Origin of the sequence: Leuconostoc miyukkimchii (assembly GCF_019656055.1) — a bacterium.
Classification (GTDB): domain Bacteria; phylum Bacillota; class Bacilli; order Lactobacillales; family Lactobacillaceae; genus Leuconostoc; species Leuconostoc miyukkimchii.
The window spans coordinates 43194-70185 of record NZ_BPKY01000007.1 but is presented as its reverse complement, the minus strand read 5'-3'; the positions used below and the strand labels follow the sequence as shown (position 1 = coordinate 70185).

Below are 26992 nucleotides of genomic sequence, written 5' to 3'. Positions count from 1 at the left end.
CGTATGATGAATTGGAGGTGTTTTTTATGTTTATTGCCCTAAATGATAAAAAAGAATATATTAGAGCCACAGATGCAAATAAAACACAACGGTTTATCTGTCCAGGTTGTAGAGAAAAGGTAGTATTAAAAAACGGTGACATTAAACAAAAGCATTTTGCTCATTTTAAGCAGTCAGCTTGTGCAACATTTTCTGAAAATGAAACGCCACAACATTTGGCAGGGAAATTACAGTTAGCTATTTATTTACAACAATATGGCGATGTTAAAATTGAAGCTGTTATACCAGAAATTAGTCAGCGACCGGATTTGTTAATGCAACGCGGAAAAAGGCAAATTGCTGTTGAATATCAGTGCAGTCCAATTTCAAAACAGCGACTTGAAGAGCGTAATAACGGTTATTTAAGTCAAAATATAAAAGTTATTTGGATATTAGGAGACAATTATTTAGCAAAAAAAATGACACAAGGCACAATTTTAAAATTTTTAGCCAACAATGAATTAGTTTTTTACACGTTAAGTACAGAAAAATTTATTCATCGATCAAGTTTTACGAAGTGTGATTTTGAAAGTGTACGATATATAGAAAGCACGAATAGTAATTTATTTGAAACAGGAAAAACTATTGGCAAACCAAAAATTGATGTTGAAAAACAAGTTTATAAACTTCAAAATTTAATCCTTCAAAGTCGTGTAGATGAGAAATTAGTGAATTATCTTTATAAAAATAATCGTGTGTTGTTACATGCCCCAATATGGATTCATAAAGGTTGTCAATTCGGATTAATGATTCCCAATTGGCAATGGCGATTACTAGTAATATTGCTACTAGAAAGAATAGGTACCGGTCATGTGGTACATCAAGATATCTTAATATGTAAACTATCACCATATGTGATAGGTGAAGCAAGATTTAAAAAACAGCAATTATTGATTATGTTAGAAGAACTTGAGCAATCTCAATTTATTTTACAAAGAGAACAGTATATATTAGTTCAAAAATTACCTGCTTGGTATGAATCAGTACAACAAAAACTATATAAAGTGAGAGAATAGTGATAAAATAAGTTATTATATCATATTAAGGAGAAATGTCAGATACTGCTTTTAAAGGTCTGTTTTACTTAGAAGTAATGTCTGTACGACAAAATTATGGGACAATTATTACGTAAAGAAGTACCTGAACAGCTTACATGGGATTTGACGACAATTTTTGAATCTGATAATGATTGGGAACAGGCTTTTGAAGCAGTCAAGGCAGATTTGAAAACGGTAAACCAATTTGTTGGACACGTTGGAGACTCTGAAAAGACGTTGCAATCAGCTTTAGAAGTTAATTTAAAACTAGAACGCGCGTTAGAAAAAATTTATGTTTACGCACATCAAATCTATGATGAGGATACAACAAACCAGACTTATGCAGCTTTGAATGCACGTGCGCAAGCCTTGTGGGCTGAAGTGAGTGAGGCAACTGCCTATTTTCAACCAGAAGTCTTAAACATTCCAGATGATCAGTTAGCTAATTATTTGAAGACTGAGGGATTAAAACCGTATGCGCATCTGTTCGAAAAATTACTCGCTTTGAAGCCGCATACCTTAGCAGCAGAGCAAGAAGCTTTGCTGGCTGGTGTGAGTGATATTTTTAATGCTTCAGAGAATACGTTTGGCGTACTTGACAATTCAGATATAACGTTTGGTGATGTTCACACAGAGGACGGGAATGTCGTACCATTAACTAACGGCTTGTATAGCTTACTACTTGAATCAAAATCGCGTGACTTAAGACGTGAAGCTTTTGAAACATTATATGATAGTTATATAGGTTTACAAAATACTTTTGCTTCAACGTTGTCATCTCATGTTAAAGGGCATAACTTTTTAGCAAGAGTACGTCACTACAATTCTTCTCGTGAAGCAGCTATTTTACCGCACGGATTACCTACAACAGTTTTTGAAACATTGCGTCAAACGGTTGATGCTAATTTACCATTATTACATCGATTTGTTACTTTACGTAAAAAAATACTTGGTGTATCAGAAGTGCATAGCTATGATTTGTATGTTCCGTTAGTAGATGAAATTGATTTTGAAATAACATATGATAAAGCGAAAGAAATTGTCCTAGCAGCGTTAGCGCCTCTAGGACCAGATTACGTTGCAATTGTACAAAAAGCATTTGATGAGCGTTGGATTGATGTTGTAGAAAATAAGGGTAAACGGTCAGGTGCTTATTCTAGTGGAACTTATGATACCAATCCCTTTATTTTGTTAAACTGGCAGGATAATCTGAATAATGTATATACATTAGCTCATGAAATGGGGCATTCTGTTCATTCTTATCTGACACGTCATAATCAAGTTTATCATTACGGCGATTATCCGATTTTTTTGGCAGAAATTGCTTCAACAACGAATGAAAGTTTACTAACTGATTACTTACTAAAAACTAATGAGGATCCTAATTTTCAAGCTTATGTTTTGAACCAGTATCTTGATGGGTTTAAAGGCACAGTTTTCCGTCAAACACAATTTGCAGAATTTGAAGATTGGATTCATGAACAAAGTGCACAAGGGCAAGCATTAACAGCTGACAAAATGAGTGCATATTATGGTGAATTAAATCAAAAATATTATGGTAAAGATTTGTTCCCAGATGAAGAAATAGCCTATGAGTGGACAAGAATACCGCATTTTTATTATAACTATTATGTTTATCAATACGCGACTGGAGAAGCAGCAGCTACTACTCTAGCAGATCGTATTATTAACAACGATGGTGCACAGGATTATAAAACCTATCTAAAAGCCGGTTCGTCTGATTATCCTTTGAATGTTATCGCTAAAGCAGGTGTTGATATGAATCATTCAGATTATTTAAAGCAGGCTTTTAGTGTGTTTGAATCACGCTTGAACCAATTAGAATCATTGTTGGTTAAATAATGTCGCCAGTAGTCTTGCGTAAATAAAAAAGTGATTTTGACAAACGTAAAATCAAGAGGAGAGTTGTACAATATGGTGATGTCAAGATGAGTAGTGATCAACAAAACTTAAAAAAAATACCAGCACCACAAAAACTTGTCGATGTGGCATTAACTGCCCTTAGTCAAACATATACGCCTTATTCACACTTTCCAGTTGGTGCAGCATTGCTGACAGATTCGGGTACAATTTTTAAAGGTATAAATATTGAAAATGTCTCTTTTGGTTTGACCAATTGTGCGGAACGAACTGCAATTTTCAGTGCAGTTGCTGCGGGAAATAGACATTTTTCTGGGTTGGTCATATCTGGGCGTACAAATGAACCTATTGCCCCTTGTGGTGCTTGTCGACAAGTGATGGTTGAATTTTTTAAACCAGATATGCCAATCTGGTTAATCAATGATTCCGGAAAAGAAATACAAACAAATATCGCCTCATTAATGCCAGGTTCATTCAATGCACTAAGCTAAATGATTGTTACGAACCTAATTTAAAATTTTAAGGAAGAAATCATGAAAAAAGTATTAGTTTTTGATGGTATTTCACAGTCAACGATAGATTATCTAGAATCCAATGACATTGAAGTGGTTTCAAATCAGCAAATCAGCGATCAAGACTTTGTCTCTTATCCAGATGTCGAAGGTATTATCTTGATGATGTATCCGCTAGCAGAAAAGATAATGGCTCAAATGCCAAATCTCAAGATAATTGCGCGATTTGGTGTAGGATATGACAACGTCAACATAGCTGATGCCAATGCGCATAATATTGTTGTCACTAATACACCTGGTGCAAATGCTACTGCTGTAGCTGAAACGGCAATTATGCACATGTTGGTGGCTGGTAGATTTTTCTATCAGCAACGTTTGAGTATAACACAATCTATTGATGCGACAGCAGTTGGACAGGAAGTAACCGGTAAGACGGTTGGTATTATTGGATTTGGTGCCATTGGTCAGAAAATTGATGAATTATTAACAGGATTTAACGTTAATGTATTGGCGTATGCTAGAAGGCCAAGAACTGTTAAAAACGGTCGTATGGCATCTCTTGAAGAAATTTATAGCAATTCAGATTTTGTCGTTTTGGCTTTGCCATCAACACCAGAGACAAAACATATGATCGATGGAGACGTATTTAAAACAATGAAAACTACTGCGACATTGGTTAATATTGGTAGAGGTACGCTTGTTGACGAAGCAGCGCTAATTCATGCGTTGAAATCTGGAGAAATTGCAGGTGCTGGTTTAGATGTAGTAGAGGTCGAACCTATTAGTGCACATAATGAATTATTAACGTTACCCAACGTTTTTGTCACGCCTCATTCTGCAGCCAAATCACGGGAAGCGCTTGATACTGTTGGTCTAACAGCAGCGCAAGAAATTGTACGGATTTTAAATAACAAGACACCACTGTTTAAAGTTAACTAATAAAAAAACATCCCCAAACATACTGAATTCGACTAAGAAAATCGTATTTAGTAGTTTATATGAGGATGTTTTTTATTTTGGTGTATGTAATGTAACTGGCAACACATCAAAAATTATTGGTTCTTGGTTATTAATTTCATTGAATAATGTTTCAATCAAACGTTGTGCGGCTAGTTTAATAGGTTGGATAATTGTTGGTAAATCTGGATGTAAGAGCTGAACGATTGGAGAACCATCGTAACCTACCACGATAACATTTTCGGGTACTTTGATGTTGGCTGAACGTAGTGCATTTTGCAATTGAATTGCCATAATATCATTATAAGCAAAGATACCATCAATTTTTTCCGTACTAATAAAATCAACTATCTCCTTGATTTCGTTTTCGGTAGCAACATTACTTGAATTAAAGTTCTTAATTTTTAAATCAGCATGCTCAGCAACAGCATCTGTGAAACCTTGATATCGTTTCTTTGTTGGTGAATTAGATGAATCGTCGTTACGCAACATCAGTAACTTATTTGCTTGATTAGCAATAAGATATTCGCCCAATAAGTAACCACCGCGGTAGTTGTCTTCACTGACAATTGGTATATTTTCTGATATATAACGGTCATAAGATACAATTGGCAAAAAAGAGGTTTTATACGTGCTCATATCTAAATCATGTGATGACGTGATGATGCCTTCAACTTGATTTGCTGCTAACATTTGAAGGTATTGTTGTTCTTTTTCAACATTATTAGCACTTGTGGCAATAATGACTTTGTAGCCCTTCTCAAAAAGTTGTTGCTCAATTTCACTAGCTAAAGCGGTAAAAAAGGGGTTTTGAATATTTGGGAAAATTAATCCGATGAACTGTGATGATTTTCCTTGAAGCGAACGTGCCATTGCATTTGGTTGATAATGAAGTTCACGCATTGCTGCATGGACTTTGTCAATTGTTTTTTGACTAAGTGAACCATAACTATTAATGACACGCGACACTGTCGTAATCGAAACGCCGGCTAACTCAGCGACGTCGTTTAATTTTGCAACCATATAGGCCTCCAATGGGGGGAGAATAATCTCTAGTTTTATTTATTGTCTATCTATATATTATACACTTTTTTAAAATAGTAACTACGCTTGACAATCAGATATCAAAGGGGTAATATTGACCTTGTAAGTGACGTAAATCACAATAAAAAAGGGGAAGTTATTATGGACGCACTAGTGTTAACAGGTATCAAATCGTTGGAATTGCAAGAAATTGCACAACCTGAAGTTAAACCAAATGAGGTTAAAATTCACACAGCTTTTGCTGGAATTTGTGGAACAGATCATGCATTGTATGCAGGTTTGCCAGGTTCAGCACCAGCTGTACCACCGATTGTGTTGGGACATGAAAATTCAGGTGTTGTTGCCGAAATCGGCTCAGCTGTTACAAATGTTAAGGTGGGGGACCGTGTAACAGTAGATCCAAACATCTATTGTGGTCAATGTAAGTTCTGCCGTACAGGTCGTCCAGAATTATGCGAAAACTTGTCAGCTGTTGGTGTAACACGTGATGGTGGGTTTGAAGAATACTTCACAGCACCTGCCTCAGTTGTCTACCCAATTCCTGATAATGTTTCATTAAAGTCAGCAGCTGTTGTAGAACCAATTTCATGTGCAGTGCACGGTATTCAGTTATTAAAAGTAACACCTTACCAAAAGGCTTTGGTTATCGGTGATGGCTTCATGGGTGAATTATTTGTACAAATTTTGCAAGCTTATGGTATTCATCAAGTTGATTTAGCTGGTATTGTTGATGAAAAACTTGCTTTGAACAAAGAAAAGTTTGGTGCTAAGAATACCTTTAACACACTTAAGGGTGACAAGATTCCTGAAAGCGAATATGATGTTGTTATTGAAGCTGTCGGCATGCCACAAACTCAAGAAGCAGCTATTGAAGCAGCAGCTCGTGGCGGACAAGTATTGATGTTTGGTGTTGGTGGTCCTGATGCCAAATTCGAAATGAATACTTATGAAGTATTCCAAAAGCAACTAACAATTCAAGGATCATTTATCAATCCGAATGCATTTGAAGATTCTTTGGCTTTGTTGTCATCAGGTAAGTTGGATGTTGAATCATTGATGTCACATGAGTTAGACTACAATACTGTTGACGATTTCGTAAATGGTAAGTTAGGCGTTGTTTCAAAGGCAGTTGTTAAAGTTGGTGGAGAAGAGGCTTAATCATATGGTGGCCAAAGACGTAACAGATACTACGACTAATCATGGTCGCACGCTCACAGTCGGTGCATCTTTATCATACTTTGTTTTTTCTCTGATTATCAACGCTGCTGGAAATGTTCTAACCGTTGTGACCAGTCAAAAAATTCATCCAACATTTTTAGGGTCAGCTTACTGGACGGCTGCACAGGCAGGGTTTAATAAGGCAGTATTTAATGGTTCAAATTTCAGTCTTGGTTGGGTATTCTTTATTGTCGGTGTTATCATAGCGACCTTAAATGTATTTTTACAAGGATATTTTAACTGGAAAAAATTCGTTGGGAATATTGCATTTATGGTACCGTTTTCACTGTTGATTAGTTTTTTTGCAGGAATGTTTTCGAAAATATTACCTGAGGCACACAGTGCAATGGCGTTAGTAGCGTATACAATATTGAATTTTATAGGTGTCTTTATGATTGGTATTGCAATATCAATTTATCAACGAACTAATTTGATATTACATCCAGCTGATGACTTGATGCAAATATTGAGATTCAAGTACTTTAAAGGTGCTGCAGCAAAAGCTATGTGGGCATCATACATCCCACCAACGATTATTGGTATTATTGCAATCATTATCATGCCTGATTTTTCAAATTATGGTATTGGTACAATATTTGCATTCCTGTTCCAAGGTGGCATAACTGGGTGGGGAGATAAAGCCGTATTTCCAAGTCTAAAGCATCAAGGTATTTGATTGATAACGATATCGAGTCAAAGTTAGGTTAGTATAAATAAAAAGGAGCATAACATGTCATTTTCAGATTATTATTCTGGTGTACAACACATTGGTATACCAACTAAAGATTTAGAAACCGCTGAAGCCTTTTGGACAAAGCTAGGTTTTGAAAAAACTGGAGATTTTCCTGTTGGTAATGTCATTTTTATGAAGCGTGAAAATCTTGTTATTGAAACTTGGCAACAAGATGAAGTCGCTGGGAAACCAGGCGCAATTAATCATATTTCACTAGATACTAGCGATGCAGATGCTGCGTTTGTTGCTGCAAAAAGTGAAGGGTTTAACTTAATTGATTATGAAGTGCAACATTTAGCTTTTTGGGAAAAAGGGATTAAATTTTTCAATATAGAAGGACCAGATGCAGTTATTGTTGAATTTTGTGAAATAGTTAAATAACTACTAAAGTAATCTTTATTATTAAGTTAGTCATTGATGTTTGATGACAACTATATAATAAAGATTTTTTGTTATATAGAATAGTAATTTGTTAAGGACTTAAAAAAATTAATATACGCTTGACATCTATAAGTGAAATCGATTAAAATTATAGATGTAAGCGCTTTACCTATTTTGAAAAAGTGAAGCGAATTTACTTAGGTCATGTGGTAATATTTTTATCCAACTCAATGAGTAAAAATATAGTTGTAGTAAAATACAGATCATAATAGTCAGTGCTATTGTGACTGTAAAAATATGTATGAAGAAAAGAGAAAAATTATGGGATTATTGGGTGCAATTGAAGCTGGGGGAACAAAGTTTGTTGTTGCTGTTGCAGATGAAAAATTTAATGTTGTTGAACGGACATCATTTCCAACATTAGACGGTGAAAAAACATTAGATCAAGTCATTGCCTTTTTTGACCAATTTGACAATATTGATGCTATTGGGATTGCAGCATTTGGACCTATTGACATTGTCGATGGTTCACAAACATATGGCTATGTATTAGACACACCAAAGCGCGGATGGTCTGGGTATGATTTTCTTGGTCGTATGAAGTCATGGCGTGATATCCCTTATTATTGGACAACAGATGTTAATGGTGCTGGTTGGGCTGAATTTGAGACTGGTGCTGCTAAAGATGTTAACAACATGGTCTATCTCACTGTCGGGACAGGTGTTGGTGCTGGAATCGTTTCAAGTGGGAAGTTAGTTAGTGGCTACGGTCACCCTGAAGCAGGACATATTTTTTTGCAAAAGCATCCAGAAGATAAATATGAAGGTCATTGCCCATTCCATGGTGATAACTGTTTAGAAGGTTTAGCTGCTGGTCCTGCAATCGAAGAACGCTGGGGAATTAGCGCAAAAGATATTCCAGATGATGATATTGCTTGGAAAATTGAAGCTTACTATTTGGCGCAAGCAGCATTGGATTATACGATGATTTTACGTCCGGAGAAAATTATTTTTGGTGGTGGTGTACCACACAGAGAGACACTATTTCCTTTGATTCGTGAAAGCTTTGCGGAACAAATGAGTGATTATCTTGAAGTACCTGATTTAGAAGAATATATTGTACCTGTAGCAAATGGCGATAATGCAGGTATATTGGGTTGCTTCTATTTAGCAAAGACATTAGTTTAAGATGCTTACTTTTTGTCAACATGAGTGTTTTGTGTTATCATCTACTTAACAATACAAAACGTTTCTGAGGATAAAAAATGACAAAATTAGCAGAAAATACGGAAAACCTACTCTGTCAGAACTTTACCAGTACTTTTCAAATTCTTGGCAGAAAGTGGAATGGATTAATTATTGAAACTCTGATTGTTGGGGGAACAATGCGCTTTTTAGAAATATCTCGTGCGATTCCAGTTTGTTCAGATCGTGTCTTAGTTGAGCGGTTAAAAGAACTTGAAGCAGCAAATTTGTTAAAGCGTGTTACTTATGAAGATTCCAGCCTGATTGAGTATAAATTAACAACTGCTGGTGAGGCTATGCGCCCAATGATGGCAGCAATACATGAATGGTCTGATAAGTATAACAATGTTACCCAGAAAAAACAGGCAGACAGTGATGTTATTGCATGATATACTTAAAGTATGTTATTTGTTGTGAATCTCAGATAACAGTTTAATATATCTATTTAAGAAGCACTGTGAAAGATCTAGTAATTATATTGCCTATATAAAAGCGAATGATATGTTTTTGGTGGAAATATCATAGTTAGGAATATGATGAATTTCAGTCTGGAGTGTTTGGCTTAATCGCCAACGGTAACTACGTTATAGTTTTCAAAAGCTGATGCAAATCAGAAATTTGGGTGGTACCACGGTATTTGACGTCCCATGTTGTCTTTATAGACAACATGGGACTTTTTTGTTGGGTTAACTTGAGATAGTTGCTTATCTTGGCAAGTAACTTCGTATTTATCGGAATTTGAAAGGAAATAGTTATGAGTTTAATTGAAGATCTCACAGCATTAAAATCTGCAGCTGTAAAGCGTATTAACACTTCTGGTGCAGATATTGAAGCGCTGCGAGTGAGTTTACTTGGTAAAAAAGGTGAATTGACAGCTTTATTAAAAGGTATGAAAGATGTTTTACCAGAAGATCGCCGTGCAGTTGGTGAAATAGGAAATGATGTACGTCAAACAATCACACAACTATTAGCACAAAAAAAGGCAGCCGAAGAAACTGCTAAAATGAATGCACAATTGGTTTCAGAAACAATTGACGTGACGTTACCAGGTAGCGTTCACCGTGTCGGACAACCACATGTTTTACAACAAATTATTGATGAAATTGAACAACATTTTCTAGGATTGGGTTTTGAAGTTATTGATGACACGATAGACTCACCGGAAGTTGAAACAGATGAGTATAACTTTGAACGAGAAAATCTGCCAAAGGATCATCCTGCGCGTGATATGCAAGATACGTTTTATATCACACCTGAAATACTACTTCGTACACAGACGTCACCAGTCCAGTCACGTTCGCTTGAGAAACACGATTTTTCAAAAGGACCGTTAAAAATGATTGCACCTGGAAAAGTATATCGACGTGATACAGATGATGCAACACATTCGCATCAATTCCACCAAGTTGAAGGCATGGTTGTTGGTGAAAATATTACCATGGCTGATTTAAAAGGGACACTACTGTCAATTATGCAAACACTTTTTGGTGAGAAACATCAAATTCGTATGCGACCATCTTATTTTCCGTTTACAGAGCCCTCTGTTGAGGTAGATGTTTCATGGAACGAAGTAACACCTGATATGAAGCCTGAAGACATTGAGTGGATCGAGGTTCTAGGAGCCGGTATGACACACCCAAATGTATTACGAATGGATGGGATAGATCCTAATAAGTATTCGGCATTTGCATTTGGTTTAGGACCGGATCGTTTTGCGATGTTAAAGTATGGTGTTGATGATATTCGTCAATTCTATTTGAATGACGTCCGGTTTTTGTCACAATTCAATCGAAAGGGTAATTAAGCATGAAGACAAGTTTGAAATGGATAAACGACTATTTGAATAACAGTATCAATTTAGATGCCGATGCTGTGGCTGATTTAGCTGAAAAAATTGAACGTACTAGTGTAGAGATTGCTGATTCAACTACCTTAGCACAACAACAAGATGGGCTTGTTGTTGCAAAAGTTATGAGTGTCACATCACACCCAGACTCAGATCATATGGTGATTGCCCAAGTTGATATTGGCGAATCAAAGCTGACTCAAGTTGTGACTGGGGCACCCAACATAGCCGAGGGACAATTTGTTATTTTGGCAAAAGTTGGTGCGCATATTATTAACCATGAAACTGGTGAATTAATTGAATTGAAGCCAGCAGAACTACGTGGTAAAGTTTCAAATGGTATGTTAGTAGCGCTACAAGAAATTGGTTTTGATAGTAAAATTTCGCCTAAAGATTTTGAAGCAGGCATATATGTTTTTGGTGAAAACGAAAATGTGCAACCTGGTGATGATGCTTTGACAGTGTTGGGCATGGATGAACCAGTGTTAGATACTGATCTAACACCAAATCGTGCAGATATGTTATCCATGATTGGGACAGCTTATGAGTTAGGTGCTATGTTAAATCAAGCAGTTACTTTGCCTGATTTTGACTTAGTAGAATACGAATCACCTGCTAAAAATCAAGTATCTCTTTTTATTGATGACGATGATTTAGTATCAAAGTATGCAGTACGTGTGATAAATCACGTGACTGTTGAAGATTCACCATTATGGTTACAAAAGCGATTGTGGAATGCTGGTATGCGCCCAATTAACAATATAGTTGATATTACTAACTATATGATGTTAATGTATGGGCAGCCACTCCATGCATTTGATTTAGATAAATTACATGATAACGAAATCCATGTTCGTCGTGCTGAAGTTGATGAAAAATTAGTGACACTTGATGGCCAAAAAAGAGACTTACGTCCTGGTGAAGACATTGTGATTGCAACAACTGACGGACCGTTGATGCTTGCTGGTGTTATGGGTGGATTGGAGTCTGAAGTTGACGAAAGTACTCAAAATATTGTGATTGAAAGTGCTGTTTTTAATCCGAGTTTGATAAGATCAACAGCACGTCGTCATAATATTCATTCCGAGGCCTCAGCGCGTTTTGAGCGCGGTGTAAATTGGGATGCGACTTATGTTGCTTTAGATCATGCTGCTAGTTTAGTTGATGAATTAGCAAAGGGTCAGGTAGCACGTGAACGAATAGTAGCTGCAAATATTGAGCGTAAAGAAGTGAGTTTAACAATCACTGCTACACGGGTTAATCAAATTTTAGGCACTACACTAACACTCAAAGAAATCGCTGGTTTCTTTGATCAATTGAATTTTCAATACACACTTGATAGTGAAAAAATAGAAGTAATATTACCAGCGCGTCGTGCGGATATGAGCATTGAAGCTGACGTTGTTGAAGAAATAGCAAGATTATATGGCTACGACAACTTACCTGTAACCTTACCATATGGTCCTACAACGCCAGGAAAACTAACACGTCAACAACGTCAAATCAGAGCTAGTCGCAAGATTTTGGAGAGCTTGGGATTAAATCAAGCTATTTCTTATGTGCTCACGACACCTGAAAAATCGCAGCAATTTGCTGAAAATGTGACGGCAAAAGTTGTGACACTGAATTATCCAATGAGTTCTGACCGTACAACAGCACGTCAAAATTTGTTGGCAGGCTTACTAGAAGATGTCGCCTACAATGTGAATCATTTTGTTCATAATATTGCCCTTTATGAACAAGGACGTGTGTTTGTTGCAAATGAAGACAATGAGTTACCAACCGAAATCGAACATATTGCTGGTGTTTTAACTGGGGATGATGTAACATCTAGTTGGCAAAATCAAAAAGCGGCGAGAGCTGTTGATTTTTATGACATCAAGGGTATCGTGTCAGCATATTTGGATCAAATTGGTACGACGAATATAAAATATGTTGCCACAAATCGTCATGTAAACATGCATCCAGGACAAACAGCAGATATTTATGTTGGGGATGTTTATATTGGCTTTGCAGGTCAAATACACCCAAAGCTCACACAATCACAGAAAATGGCACCTGTTTTTGGTTTTGAATTGAATTTGTTTACCATCATGAATGAGGCAAAAAGTGATGTTCAATATGATAAGATTTCGCGGTTCCCTCAAGTAAGCCGAGATGCTGCGTTACTAGTGAATGAAAATATTGAAAATGCAAAGATTGAGTCAGTTATTCGCCAATCAGCCGGAAACAAATTAGTTGATGTGACATTGTTTGATGTTTATACGGGAGACAACTTGCCAAGTGGCAAACGTTCTTTGGCGTATACATTGACGTATCAAGATAACGATGACACGTTAGTTGAAGCAGAAGTCAATGCTGATTTTGAAAATGTGATAACAGCGTTAGTGAATGAACTTGATGTCCAAGTGCGCTAAGCATATTTCTAATTTAATTTGAGTTAAGTCTAGTTTCACTGTATAATTGATGATGGACTATAACTTTTACAAGGAAAATTCATGGCTAAAATAATTGTACGCGGTGGCAAACACCTCCATGGTGAGGTTACAATCGGTGGCGCAAAGAATTCAACAGTTGCATTAATTCCGGCTGCAATTTTGGCGGATACACCAGTTAAATTCGATACAGTACCACAAATTCTAGATGTCAAAAATTTGCAATTGATTTTGAATGCCATGAACGTGCATTCAGTATTTGCGAATGGTAATTTGGATATTGATCCGACACATATTAGAGAAAGTGATTTACCCAGTGGTGCCATTAAATCATTACGTGCATCCTACTATTTTATGGGTGCTTTGCTCGGACGATTTAACCGTGCAACAGTGACATTTCCTGGCGGAGACAATTTGGGTAGGCGCCCAATTGATCAACATATAAAGGGTTTTGAAGCGCTTGGCGCAAAAGTGACTGAAAGCAATGATATTATTCATATTGATGCCACTGAAAATGGATTAATTGGGGCAAGAATTGCCTTAGATACAGTTTCTGTTGGTGCAACAATTAATATTATTTTGGCTGCTGTTCGTGCCAAGGGTCAAACAATTATTGAAAATGCAGCGCGTGAGCCAGAAATAATTGATATTGCAACATTTTTAAATAACATGGGTGCCAATGTTCGTGGTGCTGGAACAGATACGATTCGTATTGCAGGTGTGCCAAGTCTAAAAGCAAGAAACACACATACAGTTATTCCTGATCGTATTGAGGCTGGAACGTATATGAGTATGGCCGCAGCGTTTGGCGATGGTGTCACAATTAAAAATGTGATTCCAGAACATTTAGAGTCGTATACGTCAAAGTTAATCGAGATGGGTGTCAACTTAGACATTGGTGAAGATACAATTCACGTTTATAAATCTGATAATTTAAAGCCAGTACAGATTAAGACAATGCCTTATCCTGGTTTTGCAACAGATTTACAACAGCCAATTACACCATTGTTACTGATGGCGAGTGGTGAAAGCACAGTGACAGACACAATCTATCCAAAACGTGTGAAACACGTTGCTGAATTAAGGCGTATGGGTGGTGATATTGATTCTGAAAAGCCTGGTAAAATTAGAATCAATTACTCACCTCGATTAATAGGAACTGACGTCGAAGCAGCTGAAATTAGAGCAGGCGCTGCTTTAATTATTGCCGCGATCATGGCAGAAGGCGAAACAGTTATTAATGAAGCGGATCACATTTTACGTGGTTATGATCGGATACAAGATAAATTGACGCATTTAGGTGCAGATATTTCAATTGAAGGCATTGATCTTATCAATCTAATGCCATAAACACAATTATTATTAATATAGATTAAGTTATTGCAATAAGATCTAGAACGTGATAAAATATATTGTTATATACTGACTCTGTTACAGAAGTATCAGGGCGCTAAGGAGAAATTATTATGCAAGCAGAAATTCATCCAAAGTATCAAGCTGTTGTTTTTCTTGATGCAACAACAGGCAAGAAGTTTTTATCAGCTTCTACTGTAACATCAAACGATACAACTGATTTTGAAGGTACTGAATACCCAGTTATTCGTATGGATATTACATCTGACTCACATCCATTTTACACAGGTAAGCAGAAGTTTACGCAAGCTGATGGTGCGGTCGACAAGTTCAACAAGAAGTTTGCTGGATTTGGTTTCAAGAACAATGAAGACAAGTAATAAGTTGTTCTTAACAAAAGCGTTCACTTTAGTGAACGCTTTTGTTTTGTAAATTAAACTATATATAGTAGAAGGGAATTATGAGGAAATAGCTAATATCGTGAACTGAGTGTCTCATAGAAGCGTTAAATAGTTAATTACCTTGTATATTGAAATCATGGCTCGAACAATTCTCCCCGTTAAATTACATGAAAAAATAATAAAAACAATTGATGACATACGTATCGATGGTATGGGCATCATTTATGTTACACCAACTTATCCCTTATACATCGCCGACGCGATTCCAGGTGAAAAGGTGTTGCTGGAAGTGATACAGGTGGATAAATTTTCTGGATATGCTAAGGTGCTTGAAAGAATTGAAGCATCTGACAAACGTCAAAATAGTCACCGTCAATATTTGATTGATGCGGGCACAGCACCGCTTGTCAACTTAAAGTATCAGGCACAGTTAGAATTAAAAAAGCATCAAATTGAACGACTATTTCGAGAAAAGAATATTGCAGTATCGGTTGATTCAACGATTGGTATGACAGATCCGACTTATTATCGTAATAAAACTATTGTGCCTGTTAAATGGAACAATGATCATTTAACGAGTGGGTTTTATCGTCGTGGGACGCATGAATTAGTACCCATGACAGATTATTTCGTAAATGATGCTAATATTGATGAAGCAATAGTTACCGTACGTAATATATTAGAAAAGTATAAAATTACAGCATTTAATCCTGATACAGAGCAGGGAGCAATTCGCTACATTATGATACGACGCGGTTATTACTCACATGAATTGATGGTAGTATTGGTATCAAATGAAAAAACTATCAATTTTGAGACAGAAGTGATAACTGATATTGTTGAGCAATTACCAGAACTGAAAAGCTTGATTTTTAATCACAGTCCGAAACAAGAATTTGTGTTGTTAAGTCCACATAATCGCGTACTGTGGGGTTCAGAAACAATCCATGATAAATTACTTGGGTATGATTTTATTATTGGGCCAAATTCGTTTTATCAGGTTAATCCGCAAACAACAGAAGTGTTGTATGCATTGGCAGCACAAAAAGCGATGTTGAAATCAACAGATGTTGTGATTGATGCCTACTCAGGAATTGGAACAATAGGCATAACAGTAGCTAATTTGGTTAAACAAGTTATTGGTGTTGAAGTTGTACCTGGTGCAGTAGCCGATGCGCAGATTAATATGCGCGCAAATAATATTCACAATGCTGAATATGTGCTTGCTGATGCACCCGTACAGTTTAAAAAGTGGCAAGATGAAGGATTGCAACCAGATGTTGTTTTTGTTGATCCACCAAGACGCGGGTTAACAAAAGATTTGATTCAAGCAACAACTGAAATGGGACCTGACCGTATTGTTTATATAAGCTGTAATCCTGTAACTTTAGTGCGTGATAGTGCCGAAATTATTCAAAAAAACTACCATATTGATGGGGCAATTATCCCGGTAGATCAATTTCCGCAGACATCACACATTGAAAGTATTACAGTTTTTAAGAAAAATTATTGATATAATTGAATTAATGCTAACCGCCTCAATCATATCAATTGTGTCTATTTAATAATTGATATGATTTTACGACAACAATTGAAAAAAATGCGGTGTTTTTATTTTGGAGAACAGATGAAGTATTCTATTACAGAAATTGGTAAAATTTTAAATGCGTCAACGCAAGGAAATGCCACGGTCACAGGGGTAGCGTTTAATTCACGAGATGTCGTTATAGGTGATTTATTTGTCGCACTTGTTGCAGATAATGATGGACACCGTTATATTCAAAATGCCTTAGAAAATGGCGCAGTAGCAGTCCTTGTTGATAAGAAACATACCATTAGCCATGATATACCAGCAATTATAGTTGATGATACATTGGCAGCTTTTCAACAATTGGGGCACTATCGACGTAATCAAATCAATCCTAAAGTTATTGCCATTACTGGATCAAATGGGAAAACAACGACCAAAGATATGACAGCGGCAATCATGTCAGCAGAGTTCAATACGTTTAAGACTCCAGAAAATTTTAATAATGAAATTGGTGTGCCTCTGACTTTACTAACAATGCCAGAAGACACTGAAGTATTGGTGGTTGAGTTAGGAATGGATCGACCTGGTCAATTAACACTGTTATCTCAATTAGTTAAGCCAGATATTGCAATTATTACCATGATTGGTGAGGCACACATTGAATTTTTTAAAACACGAGCTAATATTGCACAAGCAAAATTAGAGATAGCTAGTGGTTTAAAAGCTGATGGTGCGTTAGTTATTCCGTTTGATGAGCCACTATTAACGGCAGCAGAAATCACAAAAAGAGTGTTATTATTTGGTCAAGGTGTTCAAGATATAAAATCGTTTGAAACGTATACAACATTTAGTTATAAGAATACTCAATTTGCAATTCCTTTGATTGGCATGTATAATATTATGAATGCGCTCGCAGCGATTTCAGCGGGTATCTTATTACATATTGACTTAAAAAAAGCCGAAAAGGCGCTACAAACTTTTGATTTGACTAAAAACCGCACAGAAAGGCTCGTTACTGCCCGTGGTGTGATTTTGATTAGTGATGTGTACAACTCAAATCCGACGGCAGTGGCAGCAGTTTTAGCGACATTGAAAACAATAGCAGCGCCACATAAATATGTTGTGTTGGGTGATATGTTAGAATTGGGTGAACAAGCAAATGATTTGCATGCCAGTTTGGGACAAAAGGTATTAGATGCCAATGTTGATGGAGTTTATTTAGTTGGACAATTGTTTAATAAAAACATGGCACCACTAATACGGGTACATAAAGATTCTGTTGACTTGCATCAATATGAGACAGAACAGTTAGACGAACTAACTGCAGATTTAGAAACGCTGGGTGAGGCGGGAGACGTGATTTTATTAAAAGGAAGTCATGGCATCCATCTCGAAAACGTTGTCAACGCATTAATGGCATAATCTTTTTGTATCGGGGGGTACAAAATGAAGCGTATACAGCATAAGCATATTAAAAATCAACTGTTGAGACGTTTATTTGTAGTGACGTTGCTTATCATTGTCGTATGGGGTTGCAGTGAATATTTGATTAAACAACATCTGGTAAGCAAAACGAAAACAGTAAAAAAAGTTAATCAACCAGTTTCTAATGATGCTTCGCATAATTTAGAACGGCAAGTTTTCTTGAAAAATAATGAATTGTCAGTTAATTTCAATAAACAACTAACTGATGCTGGTTTTATTGGAACCGCTTTGGTGGTTCATCGTAATCATATTATTTTACAAAAAGGTTTTGGTTATGCTGACAGATCACAGAATCAATTGAATGATGTGCAATCACTGTATCAAATCGCATCACTTCAAAAAAGTTTTACGGCAACGTTAATTATGCAACAGGTTCATGCAGGAAAGTTATCTCTTGATACATTATTGAGTCGATATTACCCAAATGTTCCCGATGCAAATAAAGTAACGATTAAAGAAATGCTCACAATGATGAGTGGTTTAAAACAAACAATAGAGGCTAAAACATTCACAAATGAAGCCGAAAATGTATTATTTGATGCAAACCATACGACTATAATTGGCACTAAAAAGTGGTCGTATCAACCGATTAATTATCGATTACTTGCGGGCATTTTAATGCAAGTGACGCATAAAACATATTCCCAACTGTTTTATGAAACTTTCAATCAAAAATACCATTTAAATATTTCAAATTATAACAATTTTATGAACGAACAACATCGGACAATCGGTTATAAAAAAACTGATTATAGTCAAATGGCAGGGAACAATCCAGTAGCTTACGCTGTTGAAACAGGAACTGGCAATATGGCAATGTCTACAGGCGAGTTGTACCGCTATTACAAGATGCTAATTGATCATAAAATTCTAAATGATAAGGAACTAATTGCCTTATGGCAACCAGCACAAGGGAACCATTATGCGAGTGGTTTGTATCATTACGATGATTACAACTATGGACATGGTATAATTTTGGGATTTGAGTCAACAGTAATCATGACTAGAAATGGTCAAGATGCAGTGATTCTGTTGAGTAATGAACATACGACAGGGGAAAGTTGGCAAGTGCTAGCTAAGAAACTGTTTACACAAATGACAGCGATTAAGAATATAAAATAGTAGTCGCTAACGCGCCAATGAGCGTAGAGGAGAAAAATTTTGAAGTTTAGTGAATTAGGTTTGTCACAAGATATTTTAGATGCAATCACAACACACGGTTATGTAGAAGCAACACCAATACAAGAAAAAACGATTCCGTTGACATTGTCAGGTAGAGACGTTATTGGTCAAGCACAAACGGGAACTGGTAAGACAGCTGCTTTTGGATTACCAATTTTAGAACATATTGATTTAGAAAATAAAAATATTCAAGCATTAATCGTATCACCAACACGTGAACTAGCTATTCAAACAGCTGATGAACTAAAAAAGTTGGGACATGATAAGCATGTTGACGTGCAAGTTGTCTTTGGTGGTGCAGATATTCGTCGTCAAATTCAAAACTTAAAGTCACACCCACAAATTTTAGTAGGTACACCAGGACGATTGCTTGATCATATTAACCGTAAAACTGTTAAGATTGAACATGTTAAAACACTTGTACTTGATGAAGCTGATGAAATGTTGAACATGGGATTCCTAGAAGACATTGAATCAATCATCAAAAACACACCGGCTGACCGTCAAACATTACTATTCTCAGCAACAATGCCACCAGCAATTAAGCGCATTGGGGTTAAGTTCATGACTAATCCTGAACATGTGCAAATTGAAGCCAAAGAATTAACTACTGACTTGGTTGATCAATACTTTGTTCGTATGCGTGAAAACGAAAAGTTTGATACAATGACACGCATCTTTGATGTTCAAGCACCAAAATTGGCAATTGTTTTTGGGCGTACAAAACGTCGTGTTGAAGAATTAGCACGTGGTCTAGAGGCACGTGGATACCACGCTGCTGGTTTACACGGTGATTTGACACAGCAAATGCGTTCGCGTGTTTTGGCACAATTCAAGTCACATGAAATTAATATTCTGGTGGCAACTGATGTTGCTGCACGTGGGTTAGATGTTAAGGATGTTTCACATGTCTATAACTTCGATATTCCACAAGATCCTGAATCTTATGTACATCGTATTGGCCGTACTGGTCGTGCTGGTGCGGAAGGTGTATCGGTTACATTTGTTTCACCAAATGAAATGGATTACCTACGTGCTGTTGAAGATTTGACTAAGAAACGTATGACAGCTCTTGAACCTGCTTCATTGCAAGATGCACGAGTAGGTAAGATTAAGAATGCAACAGGTGAAGTTAATAAAATTGTTAATGCAGTTAATGTCAATGAAATTCAATCAGAAGTTGATAAGTTAACATCACAATACTCATCTGAACAGTTGGCTGCAGCGTTGTTGTCTTCTGTTGCTGACTTAGAAAAGCAAAATACACCAGTTGAAATTACACGTGAACGTCCGTTACCAAGACGTCGTGGCGGTAGTGGCGGTTCATCACGTAACGGTGGTGGCCGAGGTGGTGATCGTCGTCGTGGTGGTAATGGTGGCGGTGGTTACCGTGGTAACCGCGAACGTCGTAGTAATGGTGGTGATTCACGTAATAATGGTGGTCAACGCCGTGAAGCACGTGAAGGTGGCGCTTCTAATGGCGAACGTCGCTTTAGTGATTATAAGCGTCGTGATGGTCGTTCAACTGAACGTCATTCCAACAATGGTGGTGCACCACGTCAACGTCGTGAATTTACAGTACGCGAAAAAGATTAAGTTTTAATTGATTTTTATTTTTATATATTAGCGATTAAAAATGATGTAGTCAATAAAATATATTTTGAATATATACGATGAAACCGTCCAAACAATTGTTGGATGGTTTTTCGTTGTTTTATGATAAAAATGTGGAGCTGAAAGATGAAAACAGTTGAAGAAGCCATTAATTTTATACATGAACGACCAAAAGGTGGTCGAAAAGAGTCAATGGCGCGTATGTACCTATTACTTGAACATTTGGGCAACCCGCAAAATAAAATACCACAGGTGATACATGTAACTGGAACAAATGGCAAAGGTTCCGTGGCAACTATGGTAAGTAATATTTTGCGTGTAGCAAAGTACAAGACAGGTCTATTTATTTCGCCTTACATTATTGATTTTCGCGAACGTATACAAATTAACAATGAGTTAATTGCCGGAGCGGATTTACTATTATCAGTACAACAAGTTGCTAAGGTATTAGAAAAGGTGGATGAACAGTTGATCCCAGATATTCCGACCGAATTTGAGGTATTGACAGCTGTCATGTTTAATTATTTTTCACAGAAAAATCTTGATGTTGCAGTTATTGAAGTTGGAATTGGCGGGCAGTTAGATTCAACTAATGTGATACCTAATACTAAAGTAGCAGTGATTACGAGTGTTGGTTTAGATCATCAGGCATTACTTGGTAATACTATTGAAGCAATTGCACAACAGAAATCTGGCATTATTCACGATAACGCATCGGTTGTCATTGGTGACTTACCTGAAAGTGCACGGCAAGTTATTGCAAAAAGATCATCAAAGCCTTTAATCTCTGGACAAATAAATGAATTTGAACAAGGATTACCTGGTCATTATCAAATACAAAACACTGCTACAGCGGTTGCTACGGTACGAGCATTTAATAGTCATATTACAAAAAATAATATTGAACAAGGTTTAAAAGATAGTCGTCTTTTTGCAAGATTTGAATTTATTAAACCAAACGTTATGATTGATGGTGCACATAATGCACAAGGATTAAAGAAACTATATGAATCGTTACGTATGGATAAATATCAGGACAAGACAAAAACGTTAATTATTGGTAGTTTGATGGATAAAAATGTTGCTTTGGAATTTGATGAGATATTAAAAGATCATCACTTTGAAATTGTTTTAGTGCCTTTTACTGGTCCCAATGGCCGACATAGCTTAGACGTTCTAACTACTGCTAAAAAATATGGTATTTCAACTGCTAAAAGTTGGCAGGAGGCCTATAAACTAAGTCGATCCGATATAACGATTTTCACTGGATCATTATATTTTGTGAGTGAGGTTAGAAAAAAGTTATGAATCATGTAGACGAAAGACTTTCACCGCGTTTGATTTTGAGCGTAATAGCTATAGGGTTGCTTGGATTTTCTGATATTATGCTAGAAACAGCTTTGAATGTCAGCTTTCCTCTGTTAATGACAGAATTCAACATCACATCAAGTACTGTTCAATGGCTGACTTCAGGTGTTATTCTGCTAACAAGTATGGTTGTTATACTATCGCCATGGTTGAAAAAACGTTTCACTAATAGAAGCCAATTCATTGTTGCAACTGTGATTTCTATTACTGGTGTTTTAATTAACGCTTTGAGTGGTGATTTTGGATGGACCTTGTTTGGTCGGTTATTGCAAGGCATTGGTGGTGGCGTTGGGCTGCCATTGATGTATAATGTTATTTTTGAGCAGGTGCCGGAAAATAAACGTGGCACGATGGTGGGAATAGGATCGCTTATTGTTTCTTTTGCACCCGCTATTGGTCCAGCATTTGGCGGGTATTTGGCGCAAAATTTTGGTTGGCATACAGTTTTTTGGGTTGTTCTACCGGTACAAGTCGCCTCATTAGTCCTTGGTTGGTATACTATTCAACAAATATCACCATTAGTTAAAGAAAAGCTAGATATTATAGGCTGGTTGTTACTTAGTACTTTTTTTGTAGCTGGTATTTTTGCCATTGAGCGTATTAGTGTACATGGTATCACGAATATAACGAGTTTATCGTTGATCATCATTATGTTTAGTGGTTTTGTTGGTTACTTGATATATGCACCTCGTATTAATAATCCATTGTTAAACACAAATGTTTTTAAATTTAAAATATTTTCATTAAGTATAGCTGCTTCATTCGTTATCCAAATTGTTAATTTGACCTTTGCCTATGCAATTCCTATGGCACTACAACTGGTTTTGTTTAAAGAGTCACAAATTGCAGGGCTTGCACTTTTACCTGGTGCGTTGGGTTACGCATCAATGGCAATTATATCTGGTCGTTTGTATGATCGTTACGGTGCCAGAATACCGATTTTGATTGGTGTGGGACTTATTATGTGTGGCACGACAATGATGGCTTTGATTCCAATAAGTCTTTACAGTATGCTGTTTAGTTTCATGATAGTGCAGTTGGGTGCAGGTTTTTGGTTTGGAAACAATATGACATATGCAGTTAGTCATGTACCCATTCAATATCATAGTTCGGGAAATTCTATTTTCACAGCCACTAACAACTACTCAGCAGCTGTTGGGATAGCATTAGCAGCTGGTATTATCTCAATTTTCCAAAAAAATGCAGAGTCAACAGGGCAATTGGTTGCCACAACGCGTCTGGGTGTATCTTGGCTATTTAAACTAGATGTGGTTTTGATCATTATAGCGGCTATTTGTTCCATTAGTGTGTTAACTATTGTGACTAAAAAAGAATAGTTACGTATCATCTCATAAGAGGTGAAAAATGAGTTTAAACGAACAAATAAAAAGTTTCTATACTGTACTTGGTCAAAATGAAGAAGATGCTTTAAAAGCGTTGCGACGTCATTTTCCAAACGACTATGATTTAAATGAGATGACACATGATGCTGCTGAAGATTTTATTGCACAAAGTCCCATACAAAACAAGGCATTACTCATTGGTTTAGAGATTGGTAAGCGAGTTGCAACAGCTACACGACCAAAGTTATTAAATGCTAAATTTTCAGAGGAAATTGGCTATTATGCGCAACGTCAACTTGGACATCTACCTCAAGAGCAGTTATGTATTGCCTTACTAGATGCTCAGTTGATTGTCATCGGATGGGAGACGATTTTTGTCGGTAGTCTAACGCATGTACAAGCTTCACCACGTGAAATTTTCCAACGTGTATTGCGAGCTAATGCACTGGGATTTATGATTATTCATAATCACCCTAGTGGTAATTTAAAACCATCAGATGCTGATGTGCAGTTTAGTCACCGTTTAAAGTTGCTTGGTGATCAAATGGCAGTACCTATGATAGATTCTTTTATTGTAACGCGTGACAGTTATTGGAGTATGTCAGAAAACTCGCAGTTAAAAACTAGTGTTTAGATAAATTAAAAAATCCAGTCGCTAATATTTTGGAAAACAGACATTTTTGACTAATAGTAAAAGAATCAGCTTTTTTTGTTGCGAAAAAACTGGTAGAATAGAATGGATTGAAATTACGCGATGAACGAGGATAAAATGGCAGATAAAAAACCAGCAGTGTGGTACGAACATCTCCACACTGAAAAACATACAGGTGCACGTCGTGGTCGTATTCATACACCACACGGTACTTTTGAAACACCCATGTTTATGCCTGTAGGCACGCAGGGCGCGGTAAAAGGTGTCGGTACACGTGAATTAAAGGAAATTGGGTCACAATTTATTTTGAGTAATACTTACCATTTATGGGTTCGTCCAGGCGATGAACTCATTGCTGAAGCTGGTGGGTTACATCAATATATGGGTTGGGATCAAGCTATTTTAACAGATTCAGGTGGATTTCAAGTTTTCTCATTATCAGATGCTCGTAAGTTACAAGAAGAAGGTGTCACTTTTCAAAATCACGTTAATGGCGATAAAATGTTTTTATCACCTGAAGTGGCCATGCGCATACAAAATAACTTAGGCTCTGATGTTATGATGCAATTGGATGAGGCGATTCCTTATTTTGAAAGTTATGATTACATCAAAGATTCAATGCAACGTTCTTTACGCTGGGCTGAGCGTGCACAAAAAGCACATAAAAACCCGGATTCTCAGGGCCTCTTTGGTATCGTTCAAGGTGCAGGATTCAAGTCCTTGCGCACTGAATCAGCCCAAGGACTAGTTGGCATGGATATGCCAGGATATGCTATTGGCGGTCTTTCGGTTGGTGAATCTAAGTTAGAAATGAATCGCGTTTTAGATTTCACAATGCCAATTTTACCAGAGAATAAGCCACGATACTTGATGGGTGTTGCGGCACCAGATTCGTTAATAGATGGTGTTATACGAGGAATTGACATGTTTGATTCTGTTTTGCCAACACGAATTGCCCGAAAGGGTACTTTGATGACACGTCGTGGCCGTGTGGTGATTAAAAATGCAAAGTATAAAAATGACTTTACGCCATTAGATCCAGATTTGAGTTATTATTCTAATAATCCAATTCGGGAAAATCAATTTGGTAATCAAGCACAGTTTGATAATCCAGCATATAATCCATTTCAAAACTTAACGAGATCTTATTTACATCACTTGTTTAATGCAAATGAAATACTTGGTGCACAGTTAGCCTCACAACATAACTTACGTTTCTTGTTACAATTTATGGAAGACATGCGTACAGCTATTGAAAATGATGAATTGTTAGCATTTAGAGAAACCGTGATGGAAGAATATGGTTATAATAAACCAAATGCACGTTTATTCTAAAAAAACTGCCAGAGTTTGATATAATTAATATATAATGCGCGATGATATCTAGTGCATCTAAGAAAGTAGGAAATAAATACTATGAATTTGAATTTAATTCTCCCAGTTATTTTGATTGTTGGTATGTTCTGGTTTATGAATCGTCAACAAAAAAAGCAACGTGAGGCCCAACAAGAACGCCAAAACAGCTTAGAAAAAGGCTCAGAAGTCGTGACAATTGGCGGTCTACATGCAGTTGTCAGTAATGTCGATACTGCCAATAAGACAGTTGATTTAGATGCAGAAGGCGTTATTTTAACATTTGATTTGGCAGCTATTCGAACAATCAAGCCAAAGCCTGAATTGACTGAACAAAAAACAGCAGTTGAAGATTTGAAACCATCCGAAGAAAATACTGAAAAAATCACAGATTCTGATAACAATCCAGAAAAATAAGTAGTGAAAAAGGGCAAGTTTTGCTCTTTTTTTGTATATAGGATTGGGTACTATCTTAATTTGGGCGTAGTGTTGCAAAAAATTATAACAACTAAGAGATAATGAGGAATAAACAAATGAGTTATTTTCCTATAATTTAATAGGGTGTGCACCTAATAACAAAGTCGTGTATGATAAAGATAACGTTTTTTATACAAGAGGAGGAAAGTACGTGTTATGGTATTTAATGTATTTATACTAAATATACAATTCACGTACGATGATAACTATGACAATGCATGAATTTTTTATGGGGATGTCCCAGTTGGAACTCATTAATCGGGCACCAGGTTTTTTTAAATACCAACCACACAATGTCGCAGCCCATTCTTGGAAAGTTGCTCAAGTTGCACAGTTCTTGGCGGATGTGGAAGAGCAAAGCGGTGAAACTATTAATTGGCAATTGGTTTACGAAAAAGCATTAAATCATGATTATACAGAGCGATTTATTGGTGACATTAAAACACCAGTTAAATATGCTACTTCAACATTACGTTCAATGCTTGCTGATGTTGAAGATTCGATGACTGAAAATTTTATAAAAACAGAAATACCACAGCAATTTCAAGCAATATACATGCGACGTTTGGGAGAAGGTAAGGATGACACGATTGAAGGTAAGATTCTGTCAATTTCTGATAAAGTGGATTTAATGTATGAGGCATACGGCGAACTAGAAAAATTCAACCCAGAACCGGTGTTTGTTAATATTTTTCAAAGCAGCCTAGAAGCATTGGCGGAGTTTAAAGACATGGCAAGTGTTAAATATATTGCTACAGATATATTGCCTGATATTTTTTCAGAAAATTTTATTAGTAAAGAACCATTGCATGATTTAGCTAAGAGTTTATTACCAGATTTTGCTGCTGCGCAACAGTAAAATAAATATAGACTAAAATAATTTAGGCGCAGCTTAATTAGAGAAT

The 26992-nt window shown here is 36.6% G+C and carries 24 protein-coding genes; 23 read left to right on the top strand and 1 reads right to left on the bottom strand.

The features are described 5' to 3' along the window. Positions 1-26: 26 nt before the first annotated feature. The 4 genes from K5Q13_RS07860 (at position 27) to K5Q13_RS07845 (ending at position 4408) form a co-directional block, all read left to right on the top strand. Positions 27-1055, top strand: coding sequence for a competence protein CoiA (locus K5Q13_RS07860; protein WP_220741144.1), 1029 nt, complete (start codon positions 27-29; stop codon positions 1053-1055). 96 nt (positions 1056-1151) lie between these two features. Continuing rightward, positions 1152-2939, top strand: a complete 1788-nt coding sequence (gene pepF, locus K5Q13_RS07855; protein WP_220741143.1) for an oligoendopeptidase F — start codon at positions 1152-1154, stop codon at positions 2937-2939. Between the two features lie 86 nt (positions 2940-3025). Beyond that, positions 3026-3448, top strand: a complete 423-nt coding sequence (locus K5Q13_RS07850; protein WP_220741142.1) for a cytidine deaminase — start codon at positions 3026-3028, stop codon at positions 3446-3448. 42 nt (positions 3449-3490) lie between these two features. Continuing rightward, entirely contained in the window at positions 3491-4408 is a 918-nt protein-coding gene (locus K5Q13_RS07845) for a phosphoglycerate dehydrogenase (RefSeq protein ID WP_220741141.1), read from the top strand. A gap of 72 nt (positions 4409-4480) precedes the next feature. Here the strand turns inward: K5Q13_RS07845 and K5Q13_RS07840 are convergent, their stop codons facing one another. Then, positions 4481-5449 carry a LacI family DNA-binding transcriptional regulator gene (locus K5Q13_RS07840; protein ID WP_220741140.1) on the bottom strand — a complete coding sequence of 323 codons (969 nt, stop codon included), beginning with the start codon at positions 5447-5449 and terminating at the stop codon, positions 4481-4483. A 162-nt stretch (positions 5450-5611) separates the two neighbouring features. Between K5Q13_RS07840 and K5Q13_RS07835 the strand changes: the two genes are divergently transcribed. The 19 genes from K5Q13_RS07835 to K5Q13_RS07745 all read left to right on the top strand — a co-directional run bounded on the left by K5Q13_RS07835 (position 5612) and on the right by K5Q13_RS07745 (position 26946). Next, positions 5612-6628 (top strand): zinc-dependent alcohol dehydrogenase family protein, encoded by a 1017-nt coding sequence (locus K5Q13_RS07835; protein ID WP_220741139.1) that lies wholly within the window; start codon positions 5612-5614, stop codon positions 6626-6628. A gap of 4 nt (positions 6629-6632) precedes the next feature. Further along, positions 6633-7364 (top strand): DUF6198 family protein, encoded by a 732-nt coding sequence (locus tag K5Q13_RS07830; protein WP_220741138.1) that lies wholly within the window; start codon positions 6633-6635, stop codon positions 7362-7364. Between the two features lie 54 nt (positions 7365-7418). Next, positions 7419-7802, top strand: coding sequence for a VOC family protein (locus tag K5Q13_RS07825; RefSeq protein WP_220741137.1), 384 nt, complete (start codon positions 7419-7421; stop codon positions 7800-7802). A 321-nt stretch (positions 7803-8123) separates the two neighbouring features. After that, positions 8124-8990, top strand: a complete 867-nt coding sequence (locus K5Q13_RS07820; protein ID WP_220741136.1) for an ROK family protein — start codon at positions 8124-8126, stop codon at positions 8988-8990. Positions 8991-9067: 77 nt separating this feature from the next. After that, on the top strand, positions 9068-9436 hold the full coding sequence (locus K5Q13_RS07815) for a winged helix-turn-helix transcriptional regulator (RefSeq protein ID WP_220741135.1): 369 nt from the start codon (positions 9068-9070) through the stop codon (positions 9434-9436). A gap of 365 nt (positions 9437-9801) precedes the next feature. Then, positions 9802-10851: a phenylalanine--tRNA ligase subunit alpha gene (pheS, locus tag K5Q13_RS07810; protein ID WP_220741134.1), complete on the top strand. Its 1050-nt coding sequence runs from the start codon at positions 9802-9804 to the stop codon at positions 10849-10851. Between the two features lie 2 nt (positions 10852-10853). Then, complete coding sequence (gene pheT, locus K5Q13_RS07805; protein WP_220741133.1) at positions 10854-13310, top strand: phenylalanine--tRNA ligase subunit beta; 2457 nt, start codon at positions 10854-10856, stop codon at positions 13308-13310. Positions 13311-13391: 81 nt separating this feature from the next. Continuing rightward, the gene (murA, locus tag K5Q13_RS07800) at positions 13392-14678 is read left to right on the top strand and encodes a UDP-N-acetylglucosamine 1-carboxyvinyltransferase (RefSeq protein ID WP_220741132.1); all 1287 of its coding nucleotides are present in this window, start codon (positions 13392-13394) and stop codon (positions 14676-14678) included. A 116-nt stretch (positions 14679-14794) separates the two neighbouring features. Then, positions 14795-15061: a type B 50S ribosomal protein L31 gene (locus K5Q13_RS07795; RefSeq protein ID WP_220741131.1), complete on the top strand. Its 267-nt coding sequence runs from the start codon at positions 14795-14797 to the stop codon at positions 15059-15061. Between the two features lie 157 nt (positions 15062-15218). After that, on the top strand, positions 15219-16595 hold the full coding sequence (gene rlmD / locus K5Q13_RS07790) for a 23S rRNA (uracil(1939)-C(5))-methyltransferase RlmD (protein ID WP_220741130.1): 1377 nt from the start codon (positions 15219-15221) through the stop codon (positions 16593-16595). A 114-nt stretch (positions 16596-16709) separates the two neighbouring features. Next, positions 16710-18035: a UDP-N-acetylmuramoyl-tripeptide--D-alanyl-D-alanine ligase gene (locus K5Q13_RS07785; RefSeq protein ID WP_220741129.1), complete on the top strand. Its 1326-nt coding sequence runs from the start codon at positions 16710-16712 to the stop codon at positions 18033-18035. Positions 18036-18059: 24 nt separating this feature from the next. Then, the gene (locus K5Q13_RS07780; RefSeq protein WP_220741128.1) at positions 18060-19220 is read left to right on the top strand and encodes a serine hydrolase domain-containing protein; all 1161 of its coding nucleotides are present in this window, start codon (positions 18060-18062) and stop codon (positions 19218-19220) included. Between the two features lie 39 nt (positions 19221-19259). Further along, positions 19260-20876 (top strand): degradosome RNA helicase CshA, encoded by a 1617-nt coding sequence (cshA, locus tag K5Q13_RS07775; protein WP_220741127.1) that lies wholly within the window; start codon positions 19260-19262, stop codon positions 20874-20876. 144 nt (positions 20877-21020) lie between these two features. Further along, the gene (locus K5Q13_RS07770) at positions 21021-22202 is read left to right on the top strand and encodes a bifunctional folylpolyglutamate synthase/dihydrofolate synthase (RefSeq protein WP_220741126.1); all 1182 of its coding nucleotides are present in this window, start codon (positions 21021-21023) and stop codon (positions 22200-22202) included. Then, entirely contained in the window at positions 22199-23599 is a 1401-nt protein-coding gene (locus K5Q13_RS07765; RefSeq protein WP_220741125.1) for an MFS transporter, read from the top strand. The genes K5Q13_RS07770 and K5Q13_RS07765 overlap by 4 nt, the downstream gene beginning before the upstream one ends. 28 nt (positions 23600-23627) lie before the next feature. After that, on the top strand, positions 23628-24239 hold the full coding sequence (locus tag K5Q13_RS07760) for a JAB domain-containing protein (RefSeq protein ID WP_220741124.1): 612 nt from the start codon (positions 23628-23630) through the stop codon (positions 24237-24239). Between the two features lie 135 nt (positions 24240-24374). Further along, positions 24375-25592: a tRNA guanosine(34) transglycosylase Tgt gene (gene tgt / locus K5Q13_RS07755; RefSeq protein WP_220741123.1), complete on the top strand. Its 1218-nt coding sequence runs from the start codon at positions 24375-24377 to the stop codon at positions 25590-25592. An 81-nt stretch (positions 25593-25673) separates the two neighbouring features. Further along, complete coding sequence (yajC, locus tag K5Q13_RS07750) at positions 25674-26027, top strand: preprotein translocase subunit YajC (protein WP_220741122.1); 354 nt, start codon at positions 25674-25676, stop codon at positions 26025-26027. Positions 26028-26295: 268 nt separating this feature from the next. Then, the gene (locus K5Q13_RS07745; protein WP_220741121.1) at positions 26296-26946 is read left to right on the top strand and encodes a YfbR-like 5'-deoxynucleotidase; all 651 of its coding nucleotides are present in this window, start codon (positions 26296-26298) and stop codon (positions 26944-26946) included. The last annotated feature ends 46 nt before the right edge of the window (positions 26947-26992 follow it).

Coding starts and splice junctions, on each gene's coding strand:
- K5Q13_RS07860 (WP_220741144.1), top strand. CDS start 27: ATGTTTATTGCCCTAAATGATAAAAAAGAATATATTAGAGCCACAGAT.
- pepF (WP_220741143.1), top strand. CDS start 1,152: ATGGGACAATTATTACGTAAAGAAGTACCTGAACAGCTTACATGGGAT.
- K5Q13_RS07850 (WP_220741142.1), top strand. CDS start 3,026: ATGAGTAGTGATCAACAAAACTTAAAAAAAATACCAGCACCACAAAAA.
- K5Q13_RS07845 (WP_220741141.1), top strand. CDS start 3,491: ATGAAAAAAGTATTAGTTTTTGATGGTATTTCACAGTCAACGATAGAT.
- K5Q13_RS07840 (WP_220741140.1), bottom strand. CDS start 5,449: ATGGTTGCAAAATTAAACGACGTCGCTGAGTTAGCCGGCGTTTCGATT.
- K5Q13_RS07835 (WP_220741139.1), top strand. CDS start 5,612: ATGGACGCACTAGTGTTAACAGGTATCAAATCGTTGGAATTGCAAGAA.
- K5Q13_RS07830 (WP_220741138.1), top strand. CDS start 6,633: ATGGTGGCCAAAGACGTAACAGATACTACGACTAATCATGGTCGCACG.
- K5Q13_RS07825 (WP_220741137.1), top strand. CDS start 7,419: ATGTCATTTTCAGATTATTATTCTGGTGTACAACACATTGGTATACCA.
- K5Q13_RS07820 (WP_220741136.1), top strand. CDS start 8,124: ATGGGATTATTGGGTGCAATTGAAGCTGGGGGAACAAAGTTTGTTGTT.
- K5Q13_RS07815 (WP_220741135.1), top strand. CDS start 9,068: ATGACAAAATTAGCAGAAAATACGGAAAACCTACTCTGTCAGAACTTT.
- pheS (WP_220741134.1), top strand. CDS start 9,802: ATGAGTTTAATTGAAGATCTCACAGCATTAAAATCTGCAGCTGTAAAG.
- pheT (WP_220741133.1), top strand. CDS start 10,854: ATGAAGACAAGTTTGAAATGGATAAACGACTATTTGAATAACAGTATC.
- murA (WP_220741132.1), top strand. CDS start 13,392: ATGGCTAAAATAATTGTACGCGGTGGCAAACACCTCCATGGTGAGGTT.
- K5Q13_RS07795 (WP_220741131.1), top strand. CDS start 14,795: ATGCAAGCAGAAATTCATCCAAAGTATCAAGCTGTTGTTTTTCTTGAT.
- rlmD (WP_220741130.1), top strand. CDS start 15,219: ATGGCTCGAACAATTCTCCCCGTTAAATTACATGAAAAAATAATAAAA.
- K5Q13_RS07785 (WP_220741129.1), top strand. CDS start 16,710: ATGAAGTATTCTATTACAGAAATTGGTAAAATTTTAAATGCGTCAACG.
- K5Q13_RS07780 (WP_220741128.1), top strand. CDS start 18,060: ATGAAGCGTATACAGCATAAGCATATTAAAAATCAACTGTTGAGACGT.
- K5Q13_RS07770 (WP_220741126.1), top strand. CDS start 21,021: ATGAAAACAGTTGAAGAAGCCATTAATTTTATACATGAACGACCAAAA.
- K5Q13_RS07765 (WP_220741125.1), top strand. CDS start 22,199: ATGAATCATGTAGACGAAAGACTTTCACCGCGTTTGATTTTGAGCGTA.
- K5Q13_RS07760 (WP_220741124.1), top strand. CDS start 23,628: ATGAGTTTAAACGAACAAATAAAAAGTTTCTATACTGTACTTGGTCAA.
- tgt (WP_220741123.1), top strand. CDS start 24,375: ATGGCAGATAAAAAACCAGCAGTGTGGTACGAACATCTCCACACTGAA.
- yajC (WP_220741122.1), top strand. CDS start 25,674: ATGAATTTGAATTTAATTCTCCCAGTTATTTTGATTGTTGGTATGTTC.
- K5Q13_RS07745 (WP_220741121.1), top strand. CDS start 26,296: ATGACAATGCATGAATTTTTTATGGGGATGTCCCAGTTGGAACTCATT.